18 protein-coding genes and 3 pseudogenes are annotated in these 22,556 nt (G+C 72.7%); 5 read left to right on the top strand and 16 right to left on the bottom strand.

Features of this window, described 5'->3' with window-relative positions; translation table 11 throughout:
• Window positions 1–83: 83 nt before the first annotated feature.
• From ABTZ58_RS37910 to ABTZ58_RS37900, 3 genes are all read left to right on the top strand, one after another.
• Window positions 84–944 (top strand): ANTAR domain-containing protein, encoded by an 861-nt coding sequence (locus ABTZ58_RS37910; protein WP_351367383.1) that lies wholly within the window; start codon window positions 84–86, stop codon window positions 942–944.
• 133 nt (window positions 945–1,077) lie between these two features.
• Window positions 1,078–1,914, top strand: coding sequence for a DUF1206 domain-containing protein (locus ABTZ58_RS37905; protein ID WP_351367380.1), 837 nt, complete (start codon window positions 1,078–1,080; stop codon window positions 1,912–1,914).
• 28 nt (window positions 1,915–1,942) lie between these two features.
• Entirely contained in the window at window positions 1,943–2,377 is a 435-nt protein-coding gene (locus ABTZ58_RS37900) for a hypothetical protein (protein ID WP_351367377.1), read from the top strand.
• Window positions 2,378–2,407: 30 nt separating this feature from the next.
• Here ABTZ58_RS37900 and ABTZ58_RS37895 read toward each other — a convergent pair whose 3' ends face one another.
• The 9 genes and pseudogenes from ABTZ58_RS37895 to ABTZ58_RS37855 form a co-directional block, all read right to left on the bottom strand.
• Entirely contained in the window at window positions 2,408–4,651 is a 2,244-nt protein-coding gene (locus ABTZ58_RS37895) for an FUSC family protein (protein ID WP_351367374.1), read from the bottom strand.
• Window positions 4,652–4,738: 87 nt separating this feature from the next.
• A complete protein-coding gene (locus tag ABTZ58_RS37890) occupies window positions 4,739–6,109 on the bottom strand; it encodes an NAD(P)/FAD-dependent oxidoreductase (protein WP_351367371.1) in 1,371 nt (456 codons plus the stop codon).
• Between the two features lie 214 nt (window positions 6,110–6,323).
• Window positions 6,324–8,048 carry a PP2C family protein-serine/threonine phosphatase gene (locus tag ABTZ58_RS37885; RefSeq protein WP_351367368.1) on the bottom strand — a complete coding sequence of 575 codons (1,725 nt, stop codon included), beginning with the start codon at window positions 8,046–8,048 and terminating at the stop codon, window positions 6,324–6,326.
• A pseudogene (locus tag ABTZ58_RS37880) lies at window positions 8,045–8,656 on the bottom strand (SpoIIE family protein phosphatase); the annotation flags it as partial. The gene ABTZ58_RS37885 and the pseudogene ABTZ58_RS37880, both read right to left, overlap by 4 nt.
• A gap of 474 nt (window positions 8,657–9,130) precedes the next feature.
• Window positions 9,131–9,553, bottom strand: a pseudogene (locus ABTZ58_RS37875) (anti-sigma regulatory factor); the annotation flags it as partial.
• Window positions 9,553–9,993, bottom strand: a complete 441-nt coding sequence (locus ABTZ58_RS37870; RefSeq protein ID WP_351367386.1) for an anti-sigma regulatory factor — start codon at window positions 9,991–9,993, stop codon at window positions 9,553–9,555. The gene ABTZ58_RS37870 and the pseudogene ABTZ58_RS37875, both read right to left, overlap by 1 nt.
• Window positions 9,993–10,412: an STAS domain-containing protein gene (locus ABTZ58_RS37865; protein ID WP_351367365.1), complete on the bottom strand. Its 420-nt coding sequence runs from the start codon at window positions 10,410–10,412 to the stop codon at window positions 9,993–9,995. The genes ABTZ58_RS37870 and ABTZ58_RS37865 overlap by 1 nt, the downstream gene beginning before the upstream one ends.
• Complete coding sequence (locus tag ABTZ58_RS37860) at window positions 10,409–11,296, bottom strand: STAS domain-containing protein (protein ID WP_351367362.1); 888 nt, start codon at window positions 11,294–11,296, stop codon at window positions 10,409–10,411. Before ABTZ58_RS37860 ends, ABTZ58_RS37865 begins: the two co-directional genes overlap by 4 nt.
• A 260-nt stretch (window positions 11,297–11,556) precedes the next feature.
• Window positions 11,557–11,952: an STAS domain-containing protein gene (locus ABTZ58_RS37855; protein ID WP_351367359.1), complete on the bottom strand. Its 396-nt coding sequence runs from the start codon at window positions 11,950–11,952 to the stop codon at window positions 11,557–11,559.
• A gap of 338 nt (window positions 11,953–12,290) precedes the next feature.
• On the opposite strand from ABTZ58_RS37855, the gene ABTZ58_RS37850 reads away from it, so the two are divergent.
• The gene (locus ABTZ58_RS37850; protein ID WP_351367356.1) at window positions 12,291–12,662 is read left to right on the top strand and encodes a PRC-barrel domain containing protein; all 372 of its coding nucleotides are present in this window, start codon (window positions 12,291–12,293) and stop codon (window positions 12,660–12,662) included.
• Between the two features lie 46 nt (window positions 12,663–12,708).
• Here the strand turns inward: ABTZ58_RS37850 and ABTZ58_RS37845 are convergent, their stop codons facing one another.
• The gene (locus ABTZ58_RS37845) at window positions 12,709–13,143 is read right to left on the bottom strand and encodes an ATP-binding protein (RefSeq protein WP_351367353.1); all 435 of its coding nucleotides are present in this window, start codon (window positions 13,141–13,143) and stop codon (window positions 12,709–12,711) included.
• A 117-nt stretch (window positions 13,144–13,260) separates the two neighbouring features.
• Complete coding sequence (locus ABTZ58_RS37840) at window positions 13,261–15,159, bottom strand: AMP-dependent synthetase/ligase (protein WP_351367350.1); 1,899 nt, start codon at window positions 15,157–15,159, stop codon at window positions 13,261–13,263.
• A gap of 151 nt (window positions 15,160–15,310) precedes the next feature.
• Here ABTZ58_RS37840 and ABTZ58_RS37835 point away from each other — a divergent pair, with 151 nt between their 5' ends.
• Complete coding sequence (locus ABTZ58_RS37835) at window positions 15,311–15,544, top strand: DUF6480 family protein (protein ID WP_351367348.1); 234 nt, start codon at window positions 15,311–15,313, stop codon at window positions 15,542–15,544.
• A 46-nt stretch (window positions 15,545–15,590) separates the two neighbouring features.
• On the opposite strand, the gene ABTZ58_RS37830 is transcribed toward ABTZ58_RS37835, so the two are convergent.
• From ABTZ58_RS37830 to ABTZ58_RS37810, 5 genes and pseudogenes are all read right to left on the bottom strand, one after another.
• Entirely contained in the window at window positions 15,591–16,679 is a 1,089-nt protein-coding gene (locus ABTZ58_RS37830; protein ID WP_351367345.1) for a glutamate--cysteine ligase 2, read from the bottom strand.
• Between the two features lie 108 nt (window positions 16,680–16,787).
• Entirely contained in the window at window positions 16,788–19,001 is a 2,214-nt protein-coding gene (gene glgB, locus ABTZ58_RS37825; RefSeq protein ID WP_351367342.1) for a 1,4-alpha-glucan branching protein GlgB, read from the bottom strand.
• Window positions 19,002–19,004: 3 nt separating this feature from the next.
• The gene (locus ABTZ58_RS37820) at window positions 19,005–20,375 is read right to left on the bottom strand and encodes a maltokinase N-terminal cap-like domain-containing protein (RefSeq protein ID WP_351367339.1); all 1,371 of its coding nucleotides are present in this window, start codon (window positions 20,373–20,375) and stop codon (window positions 19,005–19,007) included.
• Window positions 20,376–20,403: 28 nt separating this feature from the next.
• The gene (treS, locus tag ABTZ58_RS37815) at window positions 20,404–22,122 is read right to left on the bottom strand and encodes a maltose alpha-D-glucosyltransferase (protein ID WP_351367336.1); all 1,719 of its coding nucleotides are present in this window, start codon (window positions 22,120–22,122) and stop codon (window positions 20,404–20,406) included.
• A pseudogene (locus ABTZ58_RS37810) lies at window positions 22,119–22,556 on the bottom strand (DUF3459 domain-containing protein); the annotation flags it as partial. The pseudogene ABTZ58_RS37810 and the gene treS, both read right to left, overlap by 4 nt.

Here is a 22,556-nt window from a genome sequence, read left to right as displayed (position 1 = left end):
CCCGTGGCGGACGTCGGCGGCGACCAGCGCGCAGTACACGGCGGCGCGTCCCCCCACACCGCACGGAAACACCAGGGAGTCCCATGTCCACGGCGGGGCGGCCGGCGGCCGCAGACGATGACGATGAGCTGGAGCGGCTGCGCGCCGAAGTACGCAACCTGCGCGCCCGGGCGCGAGTGCGCCCGCTGATCTCCCAGGCCCAGGGCATGCTGCAGGAGCGGTACGCGCTGGCCGACGGGGAGAGCGCCTTCGCGCTGATGCAACGGGCCTCCCAGCGGTACAACGTCAAACTGCGCACGCTGGCGGACGTCCTGGTCACCGCACCGCGCCCCGGCGACGGCGAGCCGTTGTGGTTCCCGCGCCGCGTCCGTCTGCCGCCACCGGACCTGACCTTCACCACCGCCCACGAGTCCGGGTCCCCCAGCCGCAGCGCCGTGCTGCGGGCCGTACTGAGCCACACGCTGACGGTGACGGACACCGACATGGGAAACGTGCAGCTTCCCGACCGGGCCCGCGGCGGGCTGCGCATCGAGGAGCACACCGGGCTCACGCCGGACTTCGTCGACTTCTTCGCCCACGTCGGGGAGGACGGCACCTCCTGCGCACGGGCCGCCCGGGACGTCGCCCAGGTCACCGTGCGCGACGTGGAGAGCGACCCGGTGTTCACCGGGCCCGCCCGGCGCGCCATCCTCGCGGCGGGCAGCAGGGCCTGCCACAGCGTCCCGCTGACGACCCCGTCCGGACTGTGCGTCGGGATGGTCTCGGCCCACATGGACCGGCCCCTGCGCGGACTGACGACGACCCAGACCAAGGCCCTGGACGCCATGGGCGTCCAGGCGGGACGCTGGCTCGCCTGGCACGACCGGACGGTGGTCCTGGACGCCCTGGAGTACCTGCACGCCCTCGGCCGGGCCCGCCGGGGCGCCCGGCTGCGCCGCTCCTGAACCCGGTGCGCGAGGGACACCGCCGCGCTGCCGGGGCACAGGACGCCCGCCCACAAGCGGAACCTCCTGGTCCTGAGGGTGCGCCGGGTGTGCCGCCGCCGCCCCGGGGAATCCGGAATCCCGGGAGGTCGACATGAACACGAGTGCGATGGCACGGAGCGGTCGCTTCCGGGCCCGGCGGATGGCGCGGGGCTCGGTGACCGAGGGGGCGGCCCGGGCGGGCTTCACCGCCCGGGGCGTGATCTATCTGCTCGTCGGGGCCCTGGCCCTGCAGATCGCCTTCGGCGGCACCGGCCGGCAGGCCGACCGCGGAGGAGCGCTGCAGGAACTGGCGCAGAAGCCGTTCGGCGCCGTGCTCCTGTGGGCCCTGGGCATCGGGCTCGTCGGCATGGCCCTGTGGCGGCTGACCGAGGTCGTCTTCGGCTCGGTCGGCAAGGACGGCCGCAGCCCGCGCAAGCGCCTCATGGCGGCGGCCCGCTGCGCCTTCTACGTCTTCGTCGCCTACTCGGTGCTGTCGTTCGCGGCCAGCCGCCACCAGAGCGGCGGCTCCAGCGACCAGCAGTCCCGGGACGCCACCGCCAGGGCCCTGGAGATCCCCGCGGGGCAGTGGCTGGTCGGCGCCGCCGGGATCGCGATCGTCGTGGCCGGCGGCTGGATCGCCGTACGGGCGGTCATGCGCAAGTACCACGACAAGCTCCGGCTCGGGCAGATGAGCCCGCGCACCCGGCGGCTGGTCGACGTCACCGGCGTCGCCGGGGGCGCGGCCCGCGGCCTGGTCTTCGCCGTCGCCGGTGTCTTCGCCGTCCGCGCCGCGATCGACTACGCACCGGACCGGGCCAAGGGCCTGGACGACACCCTGCGCAGTCTCGCCGAGACCCCGCTCGGCCCCTGGCTGCTGGCCTGCGTCGCGGCCGGACTGGTGCTCTTCGGCGTCTTCTCCTTCGCCATGGCCCGCTGGCGGCGCGTCTGAGCCGGCTTACCCGGGGAACACGGGACGGATGAGCGATTCCGAGATTCCGCATGGCGACGGCCGGCCCGTGGACATGTACCTGGACCTCCTGCGCATCCGGATGGACACGGAGGACTACCGCCTCCTGATGCGTGTGGTGGAACCGGTCCTCGAGGCGATCGACGAGGAACGCCTGTCCAGCCTCGACTTCGCGCTCGACTCCGATGCCAACGACCAACTGCCCCAGGAGGTCCGTGACGAGGTCGCCCTCGTCATCGCCACCGCCGTCACGGGCCGCCTGGACAACGAAGTGATCGAACTCGACGTCGACGAGACCGGCCCGGTCCGGATCGTCACCGACGCGACCACCGCGTCCGACCCCGTCCGGCTCGGCGAGATAGCCGACTACATCAAGGAACGGCACCGGCAGACCGAGGAACTGCGGGGCATCGCCGAGGTGAGCGGACTGCCCACCGACTTCTGAACCGGCGGCCCTCCAGGCCCCGGCGGCGCCTCACGCCCGAGGTGCCACCACCGGCACGCCCAGCGGCCGGGCGAGACCGACCACCGTCTCGTCCAGCCGCTCCAGATGGCGCAGCACCCGATCGGTGATGCGGCCGTAGCGCGGTGTGCCGGCGTCGGAACCCAGCAGCGAGGCGATGCTCGGGCCGGTTTCGACCTTCGCCCCGGCGTTCTCGTCGGCGACCCGGGCCGCGATGGCCTCGATGTTGCGCACCGTGCGCGCCGCCGCCCCGCGCAGCCGCGGGTCCGCCGCGATCGACGGATGCGTGGGCAGCAGTTCGGCGGTGGCCGCCAGCGTCCGCGTGTGGTAGGCGCACGTCTCCAGCAGCGCCACCACGTACCGGGCGGTGTCCCGCCGGGCCCGCAGCGGTGTGACCGGATGCGTCAGCGGCTGGATGGCGGCCCGCAGGTCGGCCAGCGCCTGGTCCAGGTCGCGCGCCTTGTCCAGCAGCTCGTCGGCGGGCCCGCCGCTGAGCTGACCGACCGCGGCCTCGGCGACCTCGGCCAGCCGGTCCAGCACGGTCCCGAGCAGCTCGTTCGTCCGCCGGTCCGTCCGCACGGGAAGCACCAGCGCCGCCGCGACCACCCCGCACACGGCGCCGATCGCCGTCTCCTCGATCCGCAGCACCAGCACGTCGAGGCTGTAGGTGTGCAGCAGCGTGTAGAGCAGCCCAAGCATCGCCGTGACGAAGAACGACATCAGCGTGTACGACAGCGGCGCCGTGTAGAACATCGCGAAGATCAGCACCAGCACCAGGGCGAACGCCGTCACCGGGTGCTGCCCGACCAGCCCCGCCAGCACGATGCCGGCCACGACGCCGAAGACCGTGCCCAGCAGCCGCCGGTAGCCCTTGACGAGGATCTCACCCGTCGAGGAGGTGTTGATGAAGACGATCCAGCACGTCAGCACCGCCCAGTACCAGCGCTGCGTGGACAGCAGTTCCCCGCCCGCGATGGCCAGTGAGGAACCGACCGCGACCTGCACGGCCGCGCGCGTGGTGGGGCGCCGCAGGCCCGTCTGCTTTTCCTGGTCCGGTTCCTGCGCGCTCCCGTCGAGCGCCGCCTCCTCGGCGTCCAGCTCCTCACGGGAGCGGGAGGTGGCGGGGGAGTCGTCCGACTCGTCCTGCGGGCCGTCCAGGGCGATCCGCAGCCCCAGCACGGCGCGGGCCGTCTCGCCGATGCCCCGGAAGACGTCCTGGACGGCGGCGGAGGCGGGCGGCAGGTTCTCCTCGTCCCGGTAGCCGAGGAGCCGGTTGCGCACATGTGCCAGCGCGGTGCCCGTGTCACCGCCGCCGGCCCGCAGCACGAGTGTGTGCAGCGCCCGCAGATCGCGCCGCAGCGTCGCGGTGGACCCCTCGGGTACGGCCGGCACGGCCACCGACGGGGCGGGCGCGCCCGGCAGGTGCAGGGTGAGCGTGTCGGCCCGTTCGGCGCTGCGGGCCGACAGCAGCAGCAGACCGAGCCGCTCGGCGGCGATCTCGGCCTCCGCGATCCGGCGCTGCACCAGCCGCGCCGCCGACTCGTCCGGGGTGCCCTCCTCCAGCCGCCCCTGGATCATCATCGCGGTCTCGTGCAGCCGCGCGGTGCCCTCGCGCACGGCCTGAAGGGCTCTGTCCATGTCGTCCTCGCCCGCGTCGAGGAGGTCGAGCTGCGCGGAGACCAGCTGGGCCAGCCGGGCCCGGAAGGCCAGCCGCAGCCGCACCAGGATGCCGGCGGGTGTCGCCGGAACCACCGCGAACCGCAGCACGGCACTGGAGCCGAAGGCCAGGGCGATCGCGCCGTACAGCGCGGGCAGCGAGGAGACGGTGGCACCGACGAACAGGGACAGGAAGTAGACCTGGAAGGCGATCAGCCCGAGCGCGGTGCCCCGGTCGCCGAACCGGCGGCCGTAGACGGCGCAGAAGATCAGGACGACGAAGAACGCGTCACCGACGACGCGACGCTCGCCGAGCACCGCGCTCAGGCTCACCGAGGCCAGCGCCACCGGCAGTCCCAGCGCCAGCGTCACGGCCTGGGCGCCGGGCTGCTTCTCCCGGATGGCGAAGGTGGCGACCATGGCCGCCATGGCCCCCGCCACCAAGTGGGGCACGCCGGTCCCGAGCAGGGCGAGCACGGCCAGGGTGAGGGCGATCGCGCCGACCGTCCGCAGCCCTGCCGTCAGCCGCAGCAGCCCCGGGTCGGACGCCGCGATCCGGTCCCGCAGCCGTGTCCGCACCGAGGCTTCCGCTGCCCTCACGCCGCCGCACTCTCTCCCGACTCACACACCAAGATCCGCACCTCAGCATGTCACGCAACGAGCGGCAGCCCCCGCCCGGGCCGGGTGCTACTCCTGCCGTCCGGTTCCCTCGACGTGCGCCCGTACCTGGTCCGGCGTCAGATAGGCGTCGGTGTACTCGAAGTCCTTCAGCCGCGCGGGCTTGCGCGCCTGGAACCCGGTCCGCACGAAGTCGTCTCCGGCGACCGCGTTGAGCAGCCAGTTCGTCATCACCCGCGTCTTGGCGACGTTGGTGCGCAGCGCCGACCAGTGGTAGCCGCGGGCGACGGCCTGGGCGGGCAGGCCGCGCAGCTCGACGCCCAGCGGCTTGGACACCGCGTCGGTGCCGCCGAGGTCGACGACCAGCCCCAGGTCCTTGTGGACGTACGGCGTCATCGACTGGCCCCGCAGCGAGGCGATGACGTTGTCGGCGACGTGCCGGCCCTGCCGCAGCGCGTGCTGCGCGGTGGGCGGGCACACGGCCCCGTCGCCCTTGGCCAGGTCGGGCACGGCGGCCGAGTCGCCGAGCGCGAACACGCCGTCGCTGCCCGGCAGGTTCATCTCGGGGGCCACCGCGAGACGGCCCTTGACGGTCTCCGCGCCGAGCGTGGCGATCAGCGGGCTCGCGACGACACCGGCGGTCCAGATGAGCGTGCGGGTCGGGATCACCCGCCCGTCGGTGAAGGTGACCTCCTCGGGACCGGCCTTCGCGATGGAGGTGCCCAGGGAGATCTCGATGCCGCGCCGCTGCAGGATCTGCTGCGCGCTGCGCCCGAGCTTCTCGCCCAGCTCCGGCATGAGCTTCGGCGCGATGTCGATCAGGTGCCACTTGATCAGGCCCGGGTCCAGCCGCGGATAGCGCTTGACGGCGGCGTGCGTCAGACGCTGCAGGCAGGCCGCGGTCTCGGTGCCCGCGTAGCCGCCGCCGACCACCACGAACTGCAGTCGGGAGGCTCGCTCCTGGGGGTCCTGGCTCGCGTCGGCCAGGTCCAGCTGGGAGATGACGTGGTCCCGGATGTAGGCCGCCTCGGCGAGCGTCTTCATCCCGAACGCGTGGTCCGTCAGGCCCGGGATGTCGAAGGTCCGGGTGATGCTGCCGGGTGCCAGCACGATGTAGTCGTACGGCTCGTCGACGATCTCGTCGGTGATGGTGCGGATGACGCAGACCTTCGCCTTCAGGTCGACGCCGATGGCGCCGCCCGGAATGATCCGCGTGCGGTACTTCTTGCTGCGGCGCAGGGAGACGGCGATCGACTGCGGCGTCAGCACGCCGGAGGCGACCTGGGGGAGCAGCGGAAGATACAGCTGGTAGGCGAACGGCGTCACCAGGGTGACGTCCGCCTCGTCCGGGGAGAGTTTCCGTTCCAGACGGCGGACGCACTCCACGCCGGCGAAGCCTGCGCCAACCACCAGGATCCTGGGTCGTGTCACGGTGTTCATCCCTTTCTGCGGCTCCAGGCGGTCTGCCTCGAACGCCTTTCGCCTGCCCCTGGATCGCCGGTTCGCACCCTCTCGATCCCACCCCGTGTCCGGTCGGTGTGCCAGTCGGACGTGGCAGGCAGACGAACGCGTCGATCACCACCATGCCCGCCCGGTGGCCGGAAAGCACCGGGCTGGAGTGAAGAAGGCGTGCGCACCGCTTGGGGGGGGCTCGTCAGGACGCGGCGTGGCCCCGGACGTGGCACAGCAGCAGGCACACGTCGTCGTCGCGCTCGGAGTCGCTCAGCAGCGGATGCAGGATCCGGTCCGCCGAACCTTCCAGATCGGCGTCCAGCTCCGCGGAGTCGAACCGTCCCAGCGCCGCGGCCAGCCGCTCGATCCCCGGGTCTATGCCCTGCGCGCGCCGCTCCACCAGCCCGTCCGTGTACAGCGCGAGCGTGGAGCCGGGCGACAACTGCACCGTGTGGTCGTCGATCTCCTGGGTGAGCGGGATGCCGAGCATCGCGCCGGGCTTGGCGTCGAGGGTGCGCACGGTGCCGTCGGCCAGGCGCAGCACCGGCGGCGGATGACCCGCGGCGGCCCAGGTCAGCGTGGGCTCGTCGGGGTGGAACCGGGCGATGACGGCGGTGGCGTACAGGTCGGGCTGCAGGTGGTGCAGGAACCGGTGCAGCCGGGTCAGCAGCCGGCCCGGGCTGTCGCCGTCGACCGCGTACGCCCGCAGCGCGGTGCGCAGCTGGCTCATCATGACCGCCGCGTGCAGACCGTGCCCGGTCACGTCGCCGATGACGGTGATGAGCCCGCCGTCGCGCTGCGGGAAGGCGTCGTACCAGTCACCGCCGATGTTCAGCCCGTGCGTGGCCGGCAGATACCGGGCGGCCAGGCTGAGCCCGGGCGTGGCCGGGAGGTCCGTGAGCAGGGCCCGCTGCAGCGTCTCGGCGATGTCGCGGTTGTGCTCGAAGCGGCGCGCGTTGTCGATGGCGATGCTGGCCCGCCGGGTGAGCTCGATCAGCATCACCGCGTCGTCCGGGTCCCAGCGCGCGCCGGGCGGCGACAGCGTCAGGACGCCCAGCGGGGCCCGCCGCGTCGGCAGCGGCACGCACAGCAGCGGCCTGGCGGGGTCCAGCGCCGACGGCGGCTGGTCGTCGACGCCCGGCAGGTTGCCCGGATGGTCCGCCGCGTACTGGGGCCGGCCGGTCCGCGCGGCCAGCACGGCGGCGGCCGGATGCGGCGTCGACCGGTGCTTGTCGTCCTCGTCGAACAGCCAGACGTCGACGCTGCTCGCGTACTCGGGCACCAGCAGCTCGGGCAGCCGGCGCACGATCTCCTCATGGTTGAGGGAGGCCGTCAGCACGGCGCTCGCGTCCGCCAGGAACGTCAGCCTGCGGCGGGCGCTCTCCGCCTCGTTGCGGGCGCTGCGCTCGGCGGCGAAGGCCTCCCGCTGGGCCCGGCCGGCCGCGTCCAGCTCGGCGTGCAGGGCCAGCACGCCCTGGTTGGTCTGGTGCAGCTCCTCCCGGTGGAAGGCGACCAGGTCCTCCTGCTCGGTGAGCTTGTCCAGGATCACGGCCGTGTCCTCGTCGGCGCCGAGCAGCGCCTCGGCGAGGGCCGCGGGGTCCTCGGCGACCGTGCCGGCCTCGGTGGCCCCGGCCGCCTCGGGGCAGGGGACGGTGACCTCCCACGGCGGCTCCCCGGCGGCACACGCCTCGGGCGACGGAGTCACCACGGCGTGCAGCAGGCCTTCCTCGGCGGGCGACCCGGCGAGGTTCAGGGTGAGCAGCCAGGTGCCGCCCTTGGTGAGGCACTGCCGCAGGTGGGCGCTGAGGTCGGCGGCGAGCCGGGTCCGTTCGAGGGTGGGCACACCGTGCGCGGCGGCCAGGCGCGCGAGGGCGATCCGGGCGCGTGCCGCGTCGGTGACGGTGGTGATCTGCCAAGTGCGCATCATGGGCGTTCCGGCGGGGTGGGAGTCAGCACGGCCACGGCGGTGTCGTCCCGCACCGGCCGGGCGGGACTGCTCGCGTCGCGTATCGTCACGGCGGCCGTCACGGCCGGGTCGGCCGCGGGCGCGCCGGCCTCGTCGGGCGGTGTCCAGCGGCTGGGCAGGCCGTCGGTGTGCAGGATGAGCAGCCGGTCGGCCGCCCAGCCGGCCTCCTCCTCGCGCAGGGTGGTGGGCCGGTGGACGCCGACGATGCCGGGCCGTGACAGCAGGTGCCGCCAGGTGCCGTCGGCGCGCAGCCGCGCCCCCACGTTCCCGATGCCGGCGAACGTCAGCCGCCCCTTTCGCAGGTCGAGCTGGGCCAGGGCGACGGCCGCGCCGCGGGTGCCCCGGAGCGCCTCGTGGAGGCGCCGCAGCGCATCGGCGGGGGAGAGGTGGGCCCACCGGTGCAGGGCCGCGACCGCGGCGGACGAGGCCCGGGCGGCTTCCGGCCCGTGTCCCAGCCCGTCCGCCAGCATCAGGGTGACCCGCTCCCCGGCCCGCACGCACGTCCAGGCGTCACCCGAGTACTCGGCTCCGCCGTAGGGGATGTTCACACCGCCGGCCCGCACCCCGGCGAGCGGCCCTGAGCGCCCACGCGCCGATACGTCCCGCACCACACGCCCTACCGGCCCGCCACCCCCCGCCGCCCCGGGGAAGCCGTGCGAGTGCCCCACGACATCGCTGCTCTCGCCCGCTCCGGGCGCCGCGTGCCGGTCCTGGCCGCCGACGGGCCCGCCAGGCGCGGCGAGGGCCTCAGCGGAGCGGTCCGGCGTCGCACGAGCCCCGGACGCCCCGGCGAAGCCGTCCGGCGCCGCGTCGCTCCCCCGAGGCGGCCGCGGGGCGGACGCGTCCGGCCCGGCCGGGCCGGGGGCGGCCGGGTGCCCCGTCAGGCCGCCGCATGCCACGGCCGCGAGGGGGGAGGGGGCGACGCTCGGTGACGGACCGTCGGGGGAGGCCGGGATGCCGGGCCCCGTCCAGGGGTCCCCGTCCCGTGAGGTCCCGTCGGGCCACGCGGAGGACGTCGTGGCGGTGGACACGGCTCCGCCGCGGGGCGTGGAGCCGACGCGGGCGACCGCCACCGTGCCGCGGCCGGGCGTGCTGTGCAGGCCGAAGTCGTCGGCCAGGCGCACGCACGTGCCGAGGCCCGCGCCGAGCGAACGGGTCGTGGAGAAGCCGTCGCGCACAGCCGAGGGAACGTCGTGGATGCCCGGGCCGTGGTCGATCGCGGCGATCTGCACGACGCGGGGCTCCTCACCGCCGTCCCCCAGCACCGGCGGGTCCACGAGGTCGATGAGCACCTGCCCGCCCTCCGCGTGCTTGAGGAGGTTCGTGGCGAGCTCGGTCGCGACCAGCGCGGCCGCCGCCGTGCGCCGCTCGTCGAGCCCGGCCAGCGCCGCCGCCTGCTCCGCGGCGACCCGCGCGTCGCGCACGCGGGTCGAGTCACGCACCGGGATGTCCCACACGCGCGGCATCACGCCTCCTCGCGGGGCCGCGGCGGCTGGGCCACCCAGCACGTCACCCGCACCGTCGTGCCGGATCCGGGCGTGCTGTCGATGTCGAAGTCGTGCACCAGGCGCCGGGCACCGCTCAGCCCCATCCCCAGCCCGCCGCCGGAGGTGTAGCCGTCGCTGAGCGCCAGGTCGAGGTCGGCGATGCCCGGCCCCTCGTCGACGAAGGACAGCCGCAGCCCCTGTGCGGCACCGGAGACGACCCGGGTCGCCTCCATCTGTCCGCCCCCGCCGTGCACGAGGGTGTTGCGGGCCAGCTCGCTGGCGGCGGTGACCAGCTTGGTCTGCTCCACCAGACCGAAGCCGAGCTGGGCAGCGGCCTGCCGTACGTGCTGTCGCACCCACACCAGGTCCATGTCGGACCGGATGGGCAGGCAGGCCTCGACGCCCGCGGCGGTGTGCATCACGGACTCTCCTGACGCGGGCCGCCGGCACGGGCCGCCGGCGAGTGCTGCGAGAGGAGCTCCATGCCCGCCTCCGTGCTGAGCGCCGTGCTCAGGCCCGGCAGCGTCAGGCCCAGTTCCACCAGGGTGATGGCGACCGCGGGGCGCATGCCCGCCACCACCGTCCGCGCGGCCAGCAGCTTGGCCTGCGCCGCGATCTCGGCCAGCACCCGGCCGAGGAAGGAGTCGACGATCTCCACGCCGGAGATGTCGATGAGGACACCGCGGACCCCGGTACGGGAGATGGTCTCCGCGAGGTCCTGCTGGAGCTGTTGCGCCGTGCTGTCGTGCAGGTCCCCCTGGAGCGTGACCAGCAGCACGTCGCCGAGCCGGAGCACCGGCACGTGCCCCGGGACGGGACGGGGGAAGGCGTCGCTCACCGCTGACCCGCGCCCGGGTTGACGATGTCGGCGCCGAGCTGGTGCAGCGCGTACCCGAGCGCGTCCGAGAGGCTCGCGCGGGTGAGGACGTCGAGGTCCAGGCCGAGGTGGACCATGGTCTGGGCGATGGCCGGCCGGATGCCGGAGACGATGCACTCGGCGCCCATCAGCCGCGCCGCCGCCACCGTCTTCATCAGGTGCTGCGCCACCAGCGAGTCGACCGTCGGCACACCGGTGATGTCGAGGATCGCGAACCGGGCGTGCTGGTCGACGACGGCGTTCAGCAGGGTCTCCATCACCACCTGGCTGCGGGCGCTGTCGAGCGTCCCGATCAGCGGAACGGCCACGACGCCGTCCCACAGCCGGATGACCGGCGTGGCCACCTCCAGCAGCTGCATCCGCTGCCGGTCGCTGAGCGCCTGCCACTCGCTCAGCGCCGTCTGCATGGCCACCAGCCGCAGGGTGCCCATCAGCACCGTCAGCGCGGTCGAACACGCCCGCAGGTGCTCGGGCGGCGCCTGCTCCAGGTCGGCGGCCAGCAGATTCTCCACGGGCGGCCGCAGGGCGGCCAGCTCGGTGGAGACCTGGGTGTTGGACAGCCCGGCGCGGGAGCGGGCCGCGCCCATGCGGGCCAGCTGCTCGCGGACCCCGCTGAAGCCCGCGGCGTCCGGGTCCTCCACCTGGTCCGAGTCGGCCACCTGGGCCAGTGCGTCGACGACGGCCTTGCCCGCCTCCACCGCCTCGTCGCGCGAGACGGTGAACACGGTGCGGAACAGGGGCTCGTCCGCCCACCGCTGGGCGATCTGCTCACGCCGTCGGTGCAGGAAGTCCCGCACCTCGTGCGTCGGCGTGGCGAGCTGTCCGTCCGCTTCGTGCTCCGGCACCTGGTTCTCTCCTCATCCGCGTTGCGTCGACCGAGCCCGCTTCTGGCAACGAGAACGGCGATGTGACACTTGCCGGGCGACAACTCTAACCATGCGCCGACCTCGTACGACACCGGATCCGGCGCAAGCGGTCCGGTTCCGGCGACGGCGGTGGAGCACCGCCGTGGGACGGCGGGCGAGGGGGTGGACCACCGTGCGGGCAGGGCGAAGCCGGGGCCCCGGCCGGTCCTCACCGGCGCCGGGCCCAGCGCGCCCCGGGGTCAGGCGCCTTCCGTCTCCTCAGGGATCACCGGCCCCGCGTCGACGCGGGCCAGGGCCTCCTCCACACTCTCCGATATCGGCACCGTGATGCTCACGCCGGTCAGATCGAGGATGCGCCGCACGGCGGGTGTCGGGCTGATCACGTGCACGCTGCCGGCGTCGCCGCGGGTCTCCTGGTAGACCCGCAGGATGATGTTCATCCCCGACGAGTCCATGAACGGGACGGACGAGAGGTCGAGCAGGAAGTGGCGTCGGCCGTGGTGGAGTTGGTTGGCCAGATGGGCCTGGAACTCGGTCGCGGTGTCGACGTCCAGGTAGCCGTCGACCGTGAACAGGGCCACGTCCTCCCGGGGCAGTTCGACTTCCACGGACAGCGGGTTCTGGGCGAGGGGCACGGGTACCTCCAACAAGTGCTACGGCCTGGGCTGGTCACCTCTGGGGATGACCGCGGTGCGGGGGGATGCCGGTCGTGTCGCGGGCTCGACTGCCGTCTTTCACGTGCCTCCCTTCGCTGCCGGGCTCCGATCTCACCGCGCCCCCGCGCTTACCCCGGAAACCGCCCTCCATGCCCCCCGATCCGAATCAGTCCCCGATCGCGTTCCCCCACGCTGGTACACGGGTACTCCGAATGCGTGTGCGGCAGAGGGGTAACTGCTGCTGTGGAGCAGCGCGGACGGCGATCCGTCCGCCGGGTCGAGAGCGATCCGCACACCGTCAGGGAGGATGGAACAGCGTGACCATCGAGAGAATCTGGTCGTACGCGCCGGACAGCGGTCACGTCGAGGGGCAGGACCTGACCGGTTTCACCGTCGTCGCGGCCGACGGCACCATCGGGCACGTGGACCGGGAGGCCGATCCGCACGGTCTGCGGCACCTGGTCGTCGACACCGGCGTCTGGGTGTTCGGCCGCAGCGTCCTGGTGCCGGCGGGCGTCGTCACCGGCATCGACACCCAAGCGCGGAAGGTCACCCTGGCCTGCACGAGGGCGGACGCCAAGGCGGCTCCCCGCTTCCAGACGGACAGCGAGACGCGGGACCAGCGGTACCTGCGGGCCGTGGGGGACTACTACGACAGGCTGCCCCCGCGCGAGACGACCTCGGTCTGAGGCGGACACGGGCGCGCGCCGCGCCCGTGCCGCTCGCGGTCGGGAGTCACCAGGGCAGGAAGACGTGTACGTCCTTGCCCTGGTCGTCGGTCACCACGCTCACCTGGTCGCACAGCGTGTGGATCAGGTGCCAGCCGATGCCGCCGCCACCGCTGCGCGGATCGAAGGGGCGCGGGGCCGGTTCGGTGGTGCTGGTGTCGTGCAGGACCACGTGCACGCCGTCGAAGGTGCGGCGCATCCGCAGTGCGAAGGGCCCCGGGGCGTACTGGACCGCGTTGGCGGCCAGTTCCGTCACCACCAGCAGGATGTCGTCCCAGTACTCGGGGGCAGAGGGCGGGGAGGAGCGGGCGAGGTCACGCAGGAACTCCTCCGCGGCCAGCCGCGCACCCGTCACGTCATGCGGCTCGCCCACGAAGCTGTTCGTGCGGCTCGGGATCTCCTCGGAGGTCAGGGCGTCGTCCCCACGCGGCTCGGTTGACATATCGCCTTTCCGGCCCGGGCGTCAGCTAGGGCTGCCGTCAGGGCTGTCGTCCTTTCTCTTGCGTCGCCACTGTTGCGTGTTCCCGAGGGGGCGAGGCCTACGCGTCCGGGCGCACGCTCAACGGAACACACTGTCGGAATCGTCCCCCTGTGCGGCTTCCTCCGGGGTGCCCGGCCGCCCGGGGCGCCTGCGGGAGGCGTACATCGCGTCGATCTCGCCGGCGTAGTGCCGCACGATCTCGTCCCGGCGCAGCTTCATCGAAGGGGTCAGCAGCCCGTTGGTCACGTCGAACGGCTCCGGCAGCACCCGGAACACCCGGATCGACTCCGACCGCGACACGGAGCTGTTGGCCGCGGCCACGGCCCGGGCGACCTCCTCCCGCAGCGCGTTCTCCTCCCTGGCCTCCCGCATCTCGCCCTGCAGGGCCAGCGCGGCCCGCCAGTGCGCGAGGAACTCCGGGTCCAGCGTGATCAGGGCGCCCACACAGGGCCGGTTGTCGCCCACGACCACCGCCTGGTGGATGAGCGGATGCATCCGCAGCCGCTGCTCCAGCGCGGCCGGGGCGACGCTCTTGCCGCTGCTCGTGATGATGATGTCCTTCTTGCGGCCGGTGATCGTCAGATAGCCCTCCGAGTCCAGCCGCCCCAGGTCCCCGGTGGCCAGCCAGCCGCCGCGCAGCGCGGCCCGGGTGGCCGCCTCGTCGCCGACGTAGCCCTGGAAGACCGACGGCCCGCGCACCAGGATCTCGCCGTCCTCGGCGACCCGGATCTCCGTGCCCGGCAGCGCCTGCCCGACGGTCCCGGACTTCTCCCGGCCGAGCGGCTGCATCGTCACGCCACCGGCGGTCTCCGTCAGGCCGTACCCGTCGTGCACGTAGATGCCGATGCCCTCGTAGAAGAGCGACAGGTCGCGGCTGAGCGGTGAGCCGCCGGACGTCGCCCGCTGCACCCGGCCGCCGAGCGCGGCCCGCAGCCGGCGGTAGACCGTGCGCTCGTACAGGGCGTGCTGCAGCCGCAGGTCGAATCCGGGCCCGCGGCCCCGGCCGAGCCGCTGGCGCTCCAGGGCGGCGGCGAAGTCCCGCGCGGTCTCGGCGGCCCGCTCGAAGAGCCCGCCGTGACCGCCCTGCTGCGCGGTGCGCAGGAAGTTCTTGTAGATCTTCTCGAAGACCGACGGGACCGCGTAGAAGTAGGTGGGACGGAACGAGCGCAGCGCCTGCGACAGCGCCTCGCCGCCGAGATCCGCCTGGTGGCCCATGAGGAGCCCGCCGCGCACGCACAGGCCCTGGATCATCAGCCCGTACACGTGGGAGAAGGGCAGGAACGCGAGGACCGAGCCCTGCTCCCCGCGCGGCGCGGCCGTGTGCCCCCAGCCGGCCAGCAGTGTGTCGCAGGTGACGGCCAGGTTGCGGTGGCTCAGGGCGCAGCCCATGGCGTGGCCGGTCGTGCCGGAGGTGTAGGCGATGACGGCCGTGGAGTCCGGCAGCACGATGCGGCGCATCGAGTCGACCGTGGCGATCGGCACGTCCTGACCGCGCACCGCCAGTTCCTCCAGCGCGCCCGCGTCCAGCTGCCAGACGTGGCCCAGCATCGGCAGCGACGCGCACACGGAGCCGACGGTCATGACGCCCTGCTCGTCCTCGACCACCACCGCCACGCAGCCGGAGTCGCGCAAAATCCACTCGACCTGGTCACGGGAGGACGTCGGGTAGATCGGCACGACCTCGGCCCCCACCGCCCAGAGCGCGTAGCACAGCACCGTCCACTCGTAACGGGTGCGCGCCATGACAGCCACCCGGTGGCCCGGCGCGATCCCGGTGGCGATCAGGCCCTTGGCCACGTCCACCACCTCGTCGCGCAGCTCGATCGCCGTGACCTCCTCCCAGGCCGCGGAGGCCGGGTCGGCGCGGCGGGCGAGCACCGGCCTCGCCGGTTCCCGGTCCGCCGTCTCGAAGACGCTGTCGGCGAGCCCGCCGGTCAGGGGCGAGACGGCCGGTGGAGCGAGGGCGAGGTCGCGCATGCACTGCTCCTGACATGTACGTCGTGTCACGCTGCCGACGGGTACCGTCATCGGCGGTGCTCGAATGTAGTCGAGTCGGGACCCTTCGGGGTCGGGAAATACGGAAGTGGGTCCGCTGATGATCTCGCCGTGATCGGGGGACCCGGGAGACATGAATCACTACAGTCCAGATCCCGAGCCCGAGCGCAGCACCGGTCTGGAGCCCGGCGGCGGTGTGCCGCCGGGCGAGACCCCGCCCGCGGAGAGCAGCATGCCCGAGGCGCTGCCGCGGGAGCCCCACAGCCCGACCAAGGGCTGGGCCAAGGCACCGATGGCCGTGATCATCGTCCTGACGGTGCTGATCGCGGCCTTCTTCCTGGCCTACGCCCTCGTCCTGATCCTCTGAGGAGGCGACGAATCCTCTCAGGAGGCGACGACCCCCCGGGGGCGTCTCAGCCCTGCGTGTGACGCACGCACTCGGTGACGACGTCCCGCAGGCTGCCCGTGCGCTCCATCAGCTCGCGCTGCACCTGCGCCCCGTTGCCGTCGCGCAGCAACTCCTCGCAGCCCGCCCGGGCCTGCTCCAGGTCCCCGGTGCCGTCGAGGGCCTCCTCGACGTGCTCCAGCAGGGCCCGAACGACGGACTCGGCGGGCATGCGCCGCATGGTCGCCGGGTGCAGCAGCTCGCCCGTCAGCCCGGAGCGAGCGGCCTCCCAGTCGGCCAGCCGCAGCAGGCTCACATTGTGGTCCAGCGGCTCCCGGCCTTCCCGCCACTCGCGTGCGGCCGTCTCGACCAGTCCGCGTACCAGCGTGGCGATCAGCACGGCCGTCTTCGAGTGCAGGCAGACGTCGGCGACGCGCAGCTCCACCGTCGGGTAGCGCGGGGACACCCGCGCGTCGAAGTAGATCATCCCCTCGTCGAGGAGGGCCCCGGTGGCCACCATGTCCGCGATCAGACGGTGATACCGCTCGGCCGAGCCGAAGATCTCGGTCGGGCCAGCCGACGGCCAGCGCAGCCACACCCTGCTGCGGTAACTGTTGTACCCCGTGTCCTTGCCCTGCCAGAACGGCGAGTTCGCGCTGAGCGCCCGCAGGACCGCCAGCCAGGGACGCAGCCGGTCGACGACCGCGACCCCCTCCTCGTCCGATTCCACCGCCACGTGCACATGACATCCCAGGACGAGTTGCTCCTGGGTGGCGATGCCGTACTGGTCCGCCATCCACTGGTAGCGCCGGTTCAGCCCGACCGCCGGACTCACCGGCAGCGGCGACGTGGCGAGCGCCGCCACCGTGCAGCCGATCTCCCCGGCGTGCCGGGCGGCCTCCTTGCGGCAGCGGACGATCTCCGCGTGCAGCTCCTCCATCGACGACTGCGGATGCGTCGCGAACTCCAGCATCTGCTCGTGGAGTTCCTTCTCGAACACGTCCTGATCAGCGTCGTCCTGAGCCGCCCGCGCCAGGACCGCCGCGGACAGTGCCCGCGGCTCCCCGGACTCCGGATCGACCAGGAGGAGTTCCTCCTCCACTCCCACGGTCCGCACCTGATGCCCGCCTTCCAAGACTCCGAAGCGTCGACCACCGGGTTTTCCCGGGGTAGACCCCCAGTGCCCCCTACCTGCGGGTCGGACACCTGGTGCGGCGGGCGGACTTCACCCCGTGAGCGGTGTCAGCCACACCGTGGCCAGCGGAGGCAGGGTGATCCGCACCACGCCGTCCTCCGGCTTGACCGCGTCGGGGTTGGTCACACCGCTGCCGCCGTAGCGCGTGTCGTCGGTGTTGAGGGTCTCCTGCCAGGCGACGACGTCCCCCGGGACCCACAGGCCGTAGTCGGGCCGGACGACGGGGGAGAAGTTCGACACCGCGAGCAGCGGACTGCCCTCGGCGTCGTAACGCAGGAACGCGTAGACGTTGTCGTCGGCCGAGTCCACCGCCACCCACCGGAAGCCCTCCGGCCGGGTGTCGCACTGCCACAGCGCCGGTGTCGCCAGGTACGTCCTGTTCAGGTCACGGACCAGGTCGCGCACGCCCCGGTGGTCGCCCGCCGAGTGGTAGCCCTCGTCGAGCAGCCACCACTCCGGCCCGTGCTCCACCGACCACTCGGCTCCCTGGGCGAACTCCTGCCCCATGAACAGCAGCTGCTTGCCGGGGTGGCCCCACATGAAGCCCAGGTAGGCCCGCAGGTTCGCCCGCCGCTGCCACCAGTCGCCGGGCATCTTCGTCACCAGCGCCTGCTTGCCGTGCACGACCTCGTCGTGGGAGATCGGCAGGACGTAGTTCTCGCTGTAGGCGTACACCATCGAGAACGTCATCTCGTGGTGGTGGTACTTGCGGTGCACCGGCTCGTGGGAGATGTACTCCAGCGAATCGTGCATCCACCCCATGTTCCACTTCAGCCCGAAGCCGAGCCCGCCGGTGTCGGTGGGCCGGGTCACCCCGCCCCAGGCGGTGGACTCCTCTGCGATCGTGACCACGCCCGGGGCGCGCCGGTACACCGTCGCGTTCATCTCCTGCAGGAACGCCATGGCCGCCAGGTCCTCCCGGCCGCCGTAGGCATTGGGCTCCCACTGGCCGTCCTCGCGGCTGTAGTCCAGGTAGAGCATCGAGGCGACCGCGTCCACGCGCAGCCCGTCGATGTGGAACTCCTCGCACCAGTACACGGCGTTCGCGACCAGGAAGTTGCGCACCTCGGTGCGGCCGAAGTCGAACTCGTAGGTGCCCCAGTCGGGGTGCTCCGCGCGCCGGTCGTCGCCCGGCTCGTACAGCGGCTCCCCGTCGAACCGGGCCAGCGCCCAGTCGTCCTTCGGGAAGTGCGCCGGCACCCAGTCCATGATCACGCCGATTCCGGCCCGGTGGCAGGCGTCGACGAAGAACCGGAAGTCGTCGGGCGTGCCCAGCCGGGCCGTGGGCGCGTAGAAGCCGGTGACCTGGTAGCCCCAGGAGCCGTGGAAGGGGTGCTCGGCGACGGGCATCAGCTCGACGTGCGTGAAACCCAGCTCCTTGACGTACCCGGGCAGTTCCTCGGCGAGCTCCCGGTAGGTCAGCCCCGGCCGCCAGGACGCCAGGTGCACCTCGTAGACCGAGAACGGCGCCTCGTGCACCGGCCGGTCCGCGCGGTGCGCCATCCACTCCGCGTCGTTCCACTCGTAGTGCGAGGCCGTCACGATGGACGCCGTGTTGGGCGGCTCCTCGGTGCGGCGGGCCATCGGATCGGCCTTGAGGAAGCGCTGCCCGTACCGGGAGTGGATCTCGAACTTGTACGCGGTGCCCTCGCCGACGCCCGGCAGGAACAGCTCCCACACCCCGGACGCGCCGAGCGAGCGCATCGGGAACTGCGTGCCGTCCCAGTGCGTGAAGTCCGTGGCGACCCGCACGCCCTGCGCGTTCGGCGCCCACACCGTGAACCGCGTGCCGGCCACGCCCTCATGGGTCATGGGCTCGGCGCCGAGCGCCTGCCACAGCTGCTCGTGCCGGCCCTCGCGGATCAGGTGCAGGTCGAGCTCGCCGAGCGCGGGCAGGAAGCGGTACGGGTCGTGCGTCTCCTGATCCGCGTCCTCGTAGGCGACGTGCAGGGCGTAGTCGGGGATCTCCGCCAGCGGCAGTACCCCCGAGAAGAGGCCGTCGCCCTCCGAGACCAGGGCCGTGCGCCGCCCGTCGATCACCACGCTCACCGCGCGGGCGAAGGGACGCAGGGCCCGGAACACGACCCCGCCCGGGACCGGGTGGGCGCCCAGCAGCGCGTGCGGATCGTGGTGGGCGCCCGCCAGCAGGCGCCCGCGGTCCTCCGGGCTCAGCGCGGGCGCGGGCGCGGTCGGGCTCGGGACCGGGCCGGACGGCTCCGGGATTGAGGTGTCTCGCAGGGCCACGGCTCAGTCTCCTCTCACGGCGAGGCGCTCGATCGCCGCCATCGGTACAGGCAGCCAGTCGGGGCGGTGCCGTGCCTCGTACAGCACCTCGTACACGGCCCGGTCCGTCTCGTAGGCGCGGAGCAGTCCGTGTTTCTTGCGGGGGTCCCAGCCGGCGCGGGCGGCATAGCCCGCGCAGTAGGCCTCGCGGCAGCGCCGCGCCCACTCCGGGCGCCAGGGGCGGCGCTGCCGGGCGGCGTAGTCGAAGGAGCGCAGCATCCCGGCGATGTCCCGCACGGGGGAGTGGGCGCTGCGCCGTTCGGAGAGCGGCCGGGACGGCTCGCCCTCGAAGTCGATGACGAACCAGTCGCGCCCGGCCCGCAGCACCTGACCGAGGTGCAGGTCGCCGTGGATGCGCTGGGCGGGCGGCCCGGCATCGCAGCCGGTCAGAGCCGCGAACGCGGAGCGCAGGCCCGGCACGTACGGCTGCAGCACGGGCACGCAGTGCGCGGCGGCGTCCAGCCGCTCGACCATCGCCGACGCCGTGCGCCCGTTCTCGCCGGGGGCGCCGACCGGGAAGGCCGAGGCGAGTGCGAGGTGCACCTCCGCCGTGGCCGCGCCCAGCGCCCGCGCCTGGGCCGTGAAGTCCTCCCCGGCGGCCAGCGCGTGCAGCGCGAGCGTCCAGCCGTCGGAGGCGTCCCGCAGGAACGGCTGGAGCACACCGAGGGTGGCCTGGAAGGGGTGCCTGGTCTGGAACCAGGCGACGGGCGCGGGAACGCGGTGGCAGCCCTGCCGGGCGAGCGCACCCGGCACCTCCAGGTCCGGGTTGACGCCCGGCTGGATGCGCCGGAAGACCTTCAGGATGTACTCGTCGCCGTACACCAGCGAGGAGTTGGACTGCTCCGCGTCCAGCAGGCGCGGTACCAGTCCGGCGGGCAACCGCTGGTCCGGGTCGCACTCGAAGCGCAGCGGGCCCGCGGTGCCCGGGTGGCGCAGCCGGTCCAGCAGCAGCTGGGCCGAGCGCGGGTCGTGCAGCGCGTCGTACACGGTCAGGCCGGCCAGCGGCCCGTCCTGCACCTGCCCGATCAGCGCCCGGCCGAGCCGCCGCGACGGCTGCTCCCGTACGCCGAGCAGCAGCTGGTAGCAGTCGCCCGCCGGGGGAGTCCCGCCGGGGGAGGGCACGCCCGTGTGGCCCGCGTGACCGGCGTGGATCAGCAGGTGCAGACAGCCCGGGAAGAGCTCGGTCATCGACAGCAGGCCGAGCTCCGTGACGGGCCGGTCCTTGCCCGCGAACCAGCGCTGCCTTGGCAGCCAGTCGCGCAGGAGCCCGCCGAGCGACTCCATGGGCTCGGCCAGGCGCGTGGGGTCCGGGCGGAGGGATGCGGTCTTCGGCATGGTCACGCCTCCTTTCGTCGGCGCATGCTCACAGTCGCCGGCCGATGCGCGAGGCGACTCGAGTGAGCCGGAACCAGTAGAAGCCGTGGCCCCCGAGGGTCAGCAGATAGGGAAGTTCACCGATGGCGGGGAAGCGGACCCCGCCGAACAACTCCACCGGATGGCGCCCGGCGAACTCGCGCAGGTCGAGTTCGGTCGGCTGGGCGAACCGTGCGAAGTTGTTCACGCACAGCACCAGGTCGTCCTCGTACTCGCGCAGGAAGGCCAGCACCGCGGGGTTGGAGGAGGGCAGTTCGGTATAGGAGCCGAGTCCGAAGGCCGGGTTCTGCTTGCGGATCTCGATCATGCGGCGGGTCCAGTGCAGCAGCGACGACGGCGAGGCCATGGACGCCTCGACGTTGGTCACCTGGTGGCCGTAGACCGGGTCCATGATCGCCGGCAGGAAGAGGCGGCCCGGGTCGCAGGTGGAGAACCCGGCGTTGCGGTCCGGGGTCCACTGCATCGGGGTGCGCACCGCGTCCCGGTCGCCGAGCCAGATGTTGTCGCCCATGCCGATCTCGTCGCCGTAGTAGAGGATCGGCGAGCCGGGGAGGGCCAGCAGCAGGGCGGTGAACAGCTCGATCGTGTGCCGGTCGTTGTCCAGCAGGGGAGCGAGGCGCCTGCGGATGCCGATGTTGGCGCGCATGCGGGGGTCCTTGGCGTACTCGGCCCACATGTAGTCGCGCTCTTCGTCGGTGACCATCTCCAGGGTCAGCTCGTCGTGGTTGCGCAGGAACATGCCCCACTGGCAGTTCGACGGAATGGCCGGGGTCTTGGCGAGGATTTCCGAGACCGGGTAGCGGGACTCACGGCGGACGGCCATGAAGATGCGCGGCATGACCGGGAAGTGGAAGGCCATGTGGCACTCGTCGCCGCCGGCGGCGTAGTCGCCGAAGTAGTCGACGACGTCCTCGGGCCACTGGTTGGCCTCGGCGAGCAGCACCGTGTCCGGGTACTGCGCGTCGATCTCGCGGCGGACCCGCTTCAGGAAGGCGTGGGTGGCGGGCAGGTTCTCGCAGTTGGTGCCCTCGGCCGCGTAGAGGTACGGCACCGCGTCCAGCCGGAACCCGTCGATGCCGAGGTCCAGCCAGAACTTCAGCGCGGCCAGGATCTCCTCCTGGACGCGTGGGTTCTCGTAGTTCAGGTCGGGCTGGTGCGAGAAGAAACGGTGGAAGAAGTACTGGCCGCGCACCGGGTCGAAGGTCCAGTTCGACGTCTCGGTGTCGACGAAGATGATCCGCGCGTCCGGGTAGCCCTTGTCGTCGTCGGCCCACACGTAGTAGTCGCCGTAGGGTCCGTCGGGGTCCTTCCTGGACTCCTGGAACCAGGGGTGCTGGTCGCTGGTGTGGTTCATGACGAAGTCGATGATCACGCGCATGCCGCGCTGGTGGGCGGCGTCGACGAACTCCACGAAGTCGGCCAGGTCGCCGAACTCCGGCAGCACGGCCGTGTAGTCGGAGACGTCGTAGCCGCCGTCGCGCAGCGGCGACTTGAAGAACGGCGGCAGCCACAGGCAGTCGACGCCGAGCCACTGGAGGTAGTCGAGCTTGGCGGTCAGTCCCTTCAGGTCACCGACGCCGTCGCCGTTGCTGTCCTGGAAGGAACGGACCAGCACCTCGTAGAAGACGGCGCGCTTGAACCACTCCGGGTCGCGGTCCCTGGCGGGCGTGTCCTCGAAGGTGTCCGGCACGGGCTCGTTCACGGTCATGACGTTCCTGCCCCTCCGTTCCCTTGCGCGGCGGGCGGCGACTGGACGTGGAACACGTGCGCCGGAGCCCGCCCCGGCTCAAGGCGCACGTAGTTGTTCCGCCCCCAGCGGTAGGTCTCGCCGGTGAGCTCGTCGCGCACCGGCACCGATTCGTGCCAGTCCAGGCCGAGTTGGGGCATGTCCAGCGAGACCGTGGCCTCCTGGGTGTGGTGCGGGTCGAGGTTGGCGACCACGAGGACGACGTCGGATCCGGCGCGCTTGCTGTACGCGATGAGCGCGTCGTTGTCGGTGTGGTGGAAGCGCAGGTTCCTGAGCCGGTGCAGTGCGGGGTGGGTGCGGCGGATGGTGTTGAGCCGGGTGAGCAGGGGGGTGATGGTGCGGCCTTCGCGTTCTGCGGTGTCCCAGTCGCGGGGGCGGAGCTGGTACTTCTCGGA

This window comes from Streptomyces sp. NPDC094143 (assembly GCF_040303825.1).
Taxonomy (GTDB): domain Bacteria; phylum Actinomycetota; class Actinomycetes; order Streptomycetales; family Streptomycetaceae; genus Streptomyces.
Note: the sequence above shows the minus strand (reverse complement) of the source record. Positions and strands in the feature narration are given on the sequence as shown.

Excerpts from the sequence above, each read along its gene's own strand:
- ABTZ58_RS37910 (WP_351367383.1), top strand. The coding sequence starts at position 84 with ATGTCCACGGCGGGGCGGCCGGCGGCCGCAGACGATGACGATGAGCTG.
- ABTZ58_RS37905 (WP_351367380.1), top strand. The coding sequence starts at position 1,078 with ATGAACACGAGTGCGATGGCACGGAGCGGTCGCTTCCGGGCCCGGCGG.
- ABTZ58_RS37900 (WP_351367377.1), top strand. The coding sequence starts at position 1,943 with ATGAGCGATTCCGAGATTCCGCATGGCGACGGCCGGCCCGTGGACATG.
- ABTZ58_RS37890 (WP_351367371.1), bottom strand. The coding sequence starts at position 6,109 with ATGAACACCGTGACACGACCCAGGATCCTGGTGGTTGGCGCAGGCTTC.
- ABTZ58_RS37885 (WP_351367368.1), bottom strand. The coding sequence starts at position 8,048 with ATGATGCGCACTTGGCAGATCACCACCGTCACCGACGCGGCACGCGCC.
- ABTZ58_RS37870 (WP_351367386.1), bottom strand. The coding sequence starts at position 9,993 with ATGCACACCGCCGCGGGCGTCGAGGCCTGCCTGCCCATCCGGTCCGAC.
- ABTZ58_RS37845 (WP_351367353.1), bottom strand. The coding sequence starts at position 13,143 with ATGTCAACCGAGCCGCGTGGGGACGACGCCCTGACCTCCGAGGAGATC.
- ABTZ58_RS37840 (WP_351367350.1), bottom strand. The coding sequence starts at position 15,159 with ATGCGCGACCTCGCCCTCGCTCCACCGGCCGTCTCGCCCCTGACCGGC.
- ABTZ58_RS37835 (WP_351367348.1), top strand. The coding sequence starts at position 15,311 with ATGAATCACTACAGTCCAGATCCCGAGCCCGAGCGCAGCACCGGTCTG.
- ABTZ58_RS37820 (WP_351367339.1), bottom strand. The coding sequence starts at position 20,375 with ATGCCGAAGACCGCATCCCTCCGCCCGGACCCCACGCGCCTGGCCGAG.
- treS (WP_351367336.1), bottom strand. The coding sequence starts at position 22,122 with ATGACCGTGAACGAGCCCGTGCCGGACACCTTCGAGGACACGCCCGCC.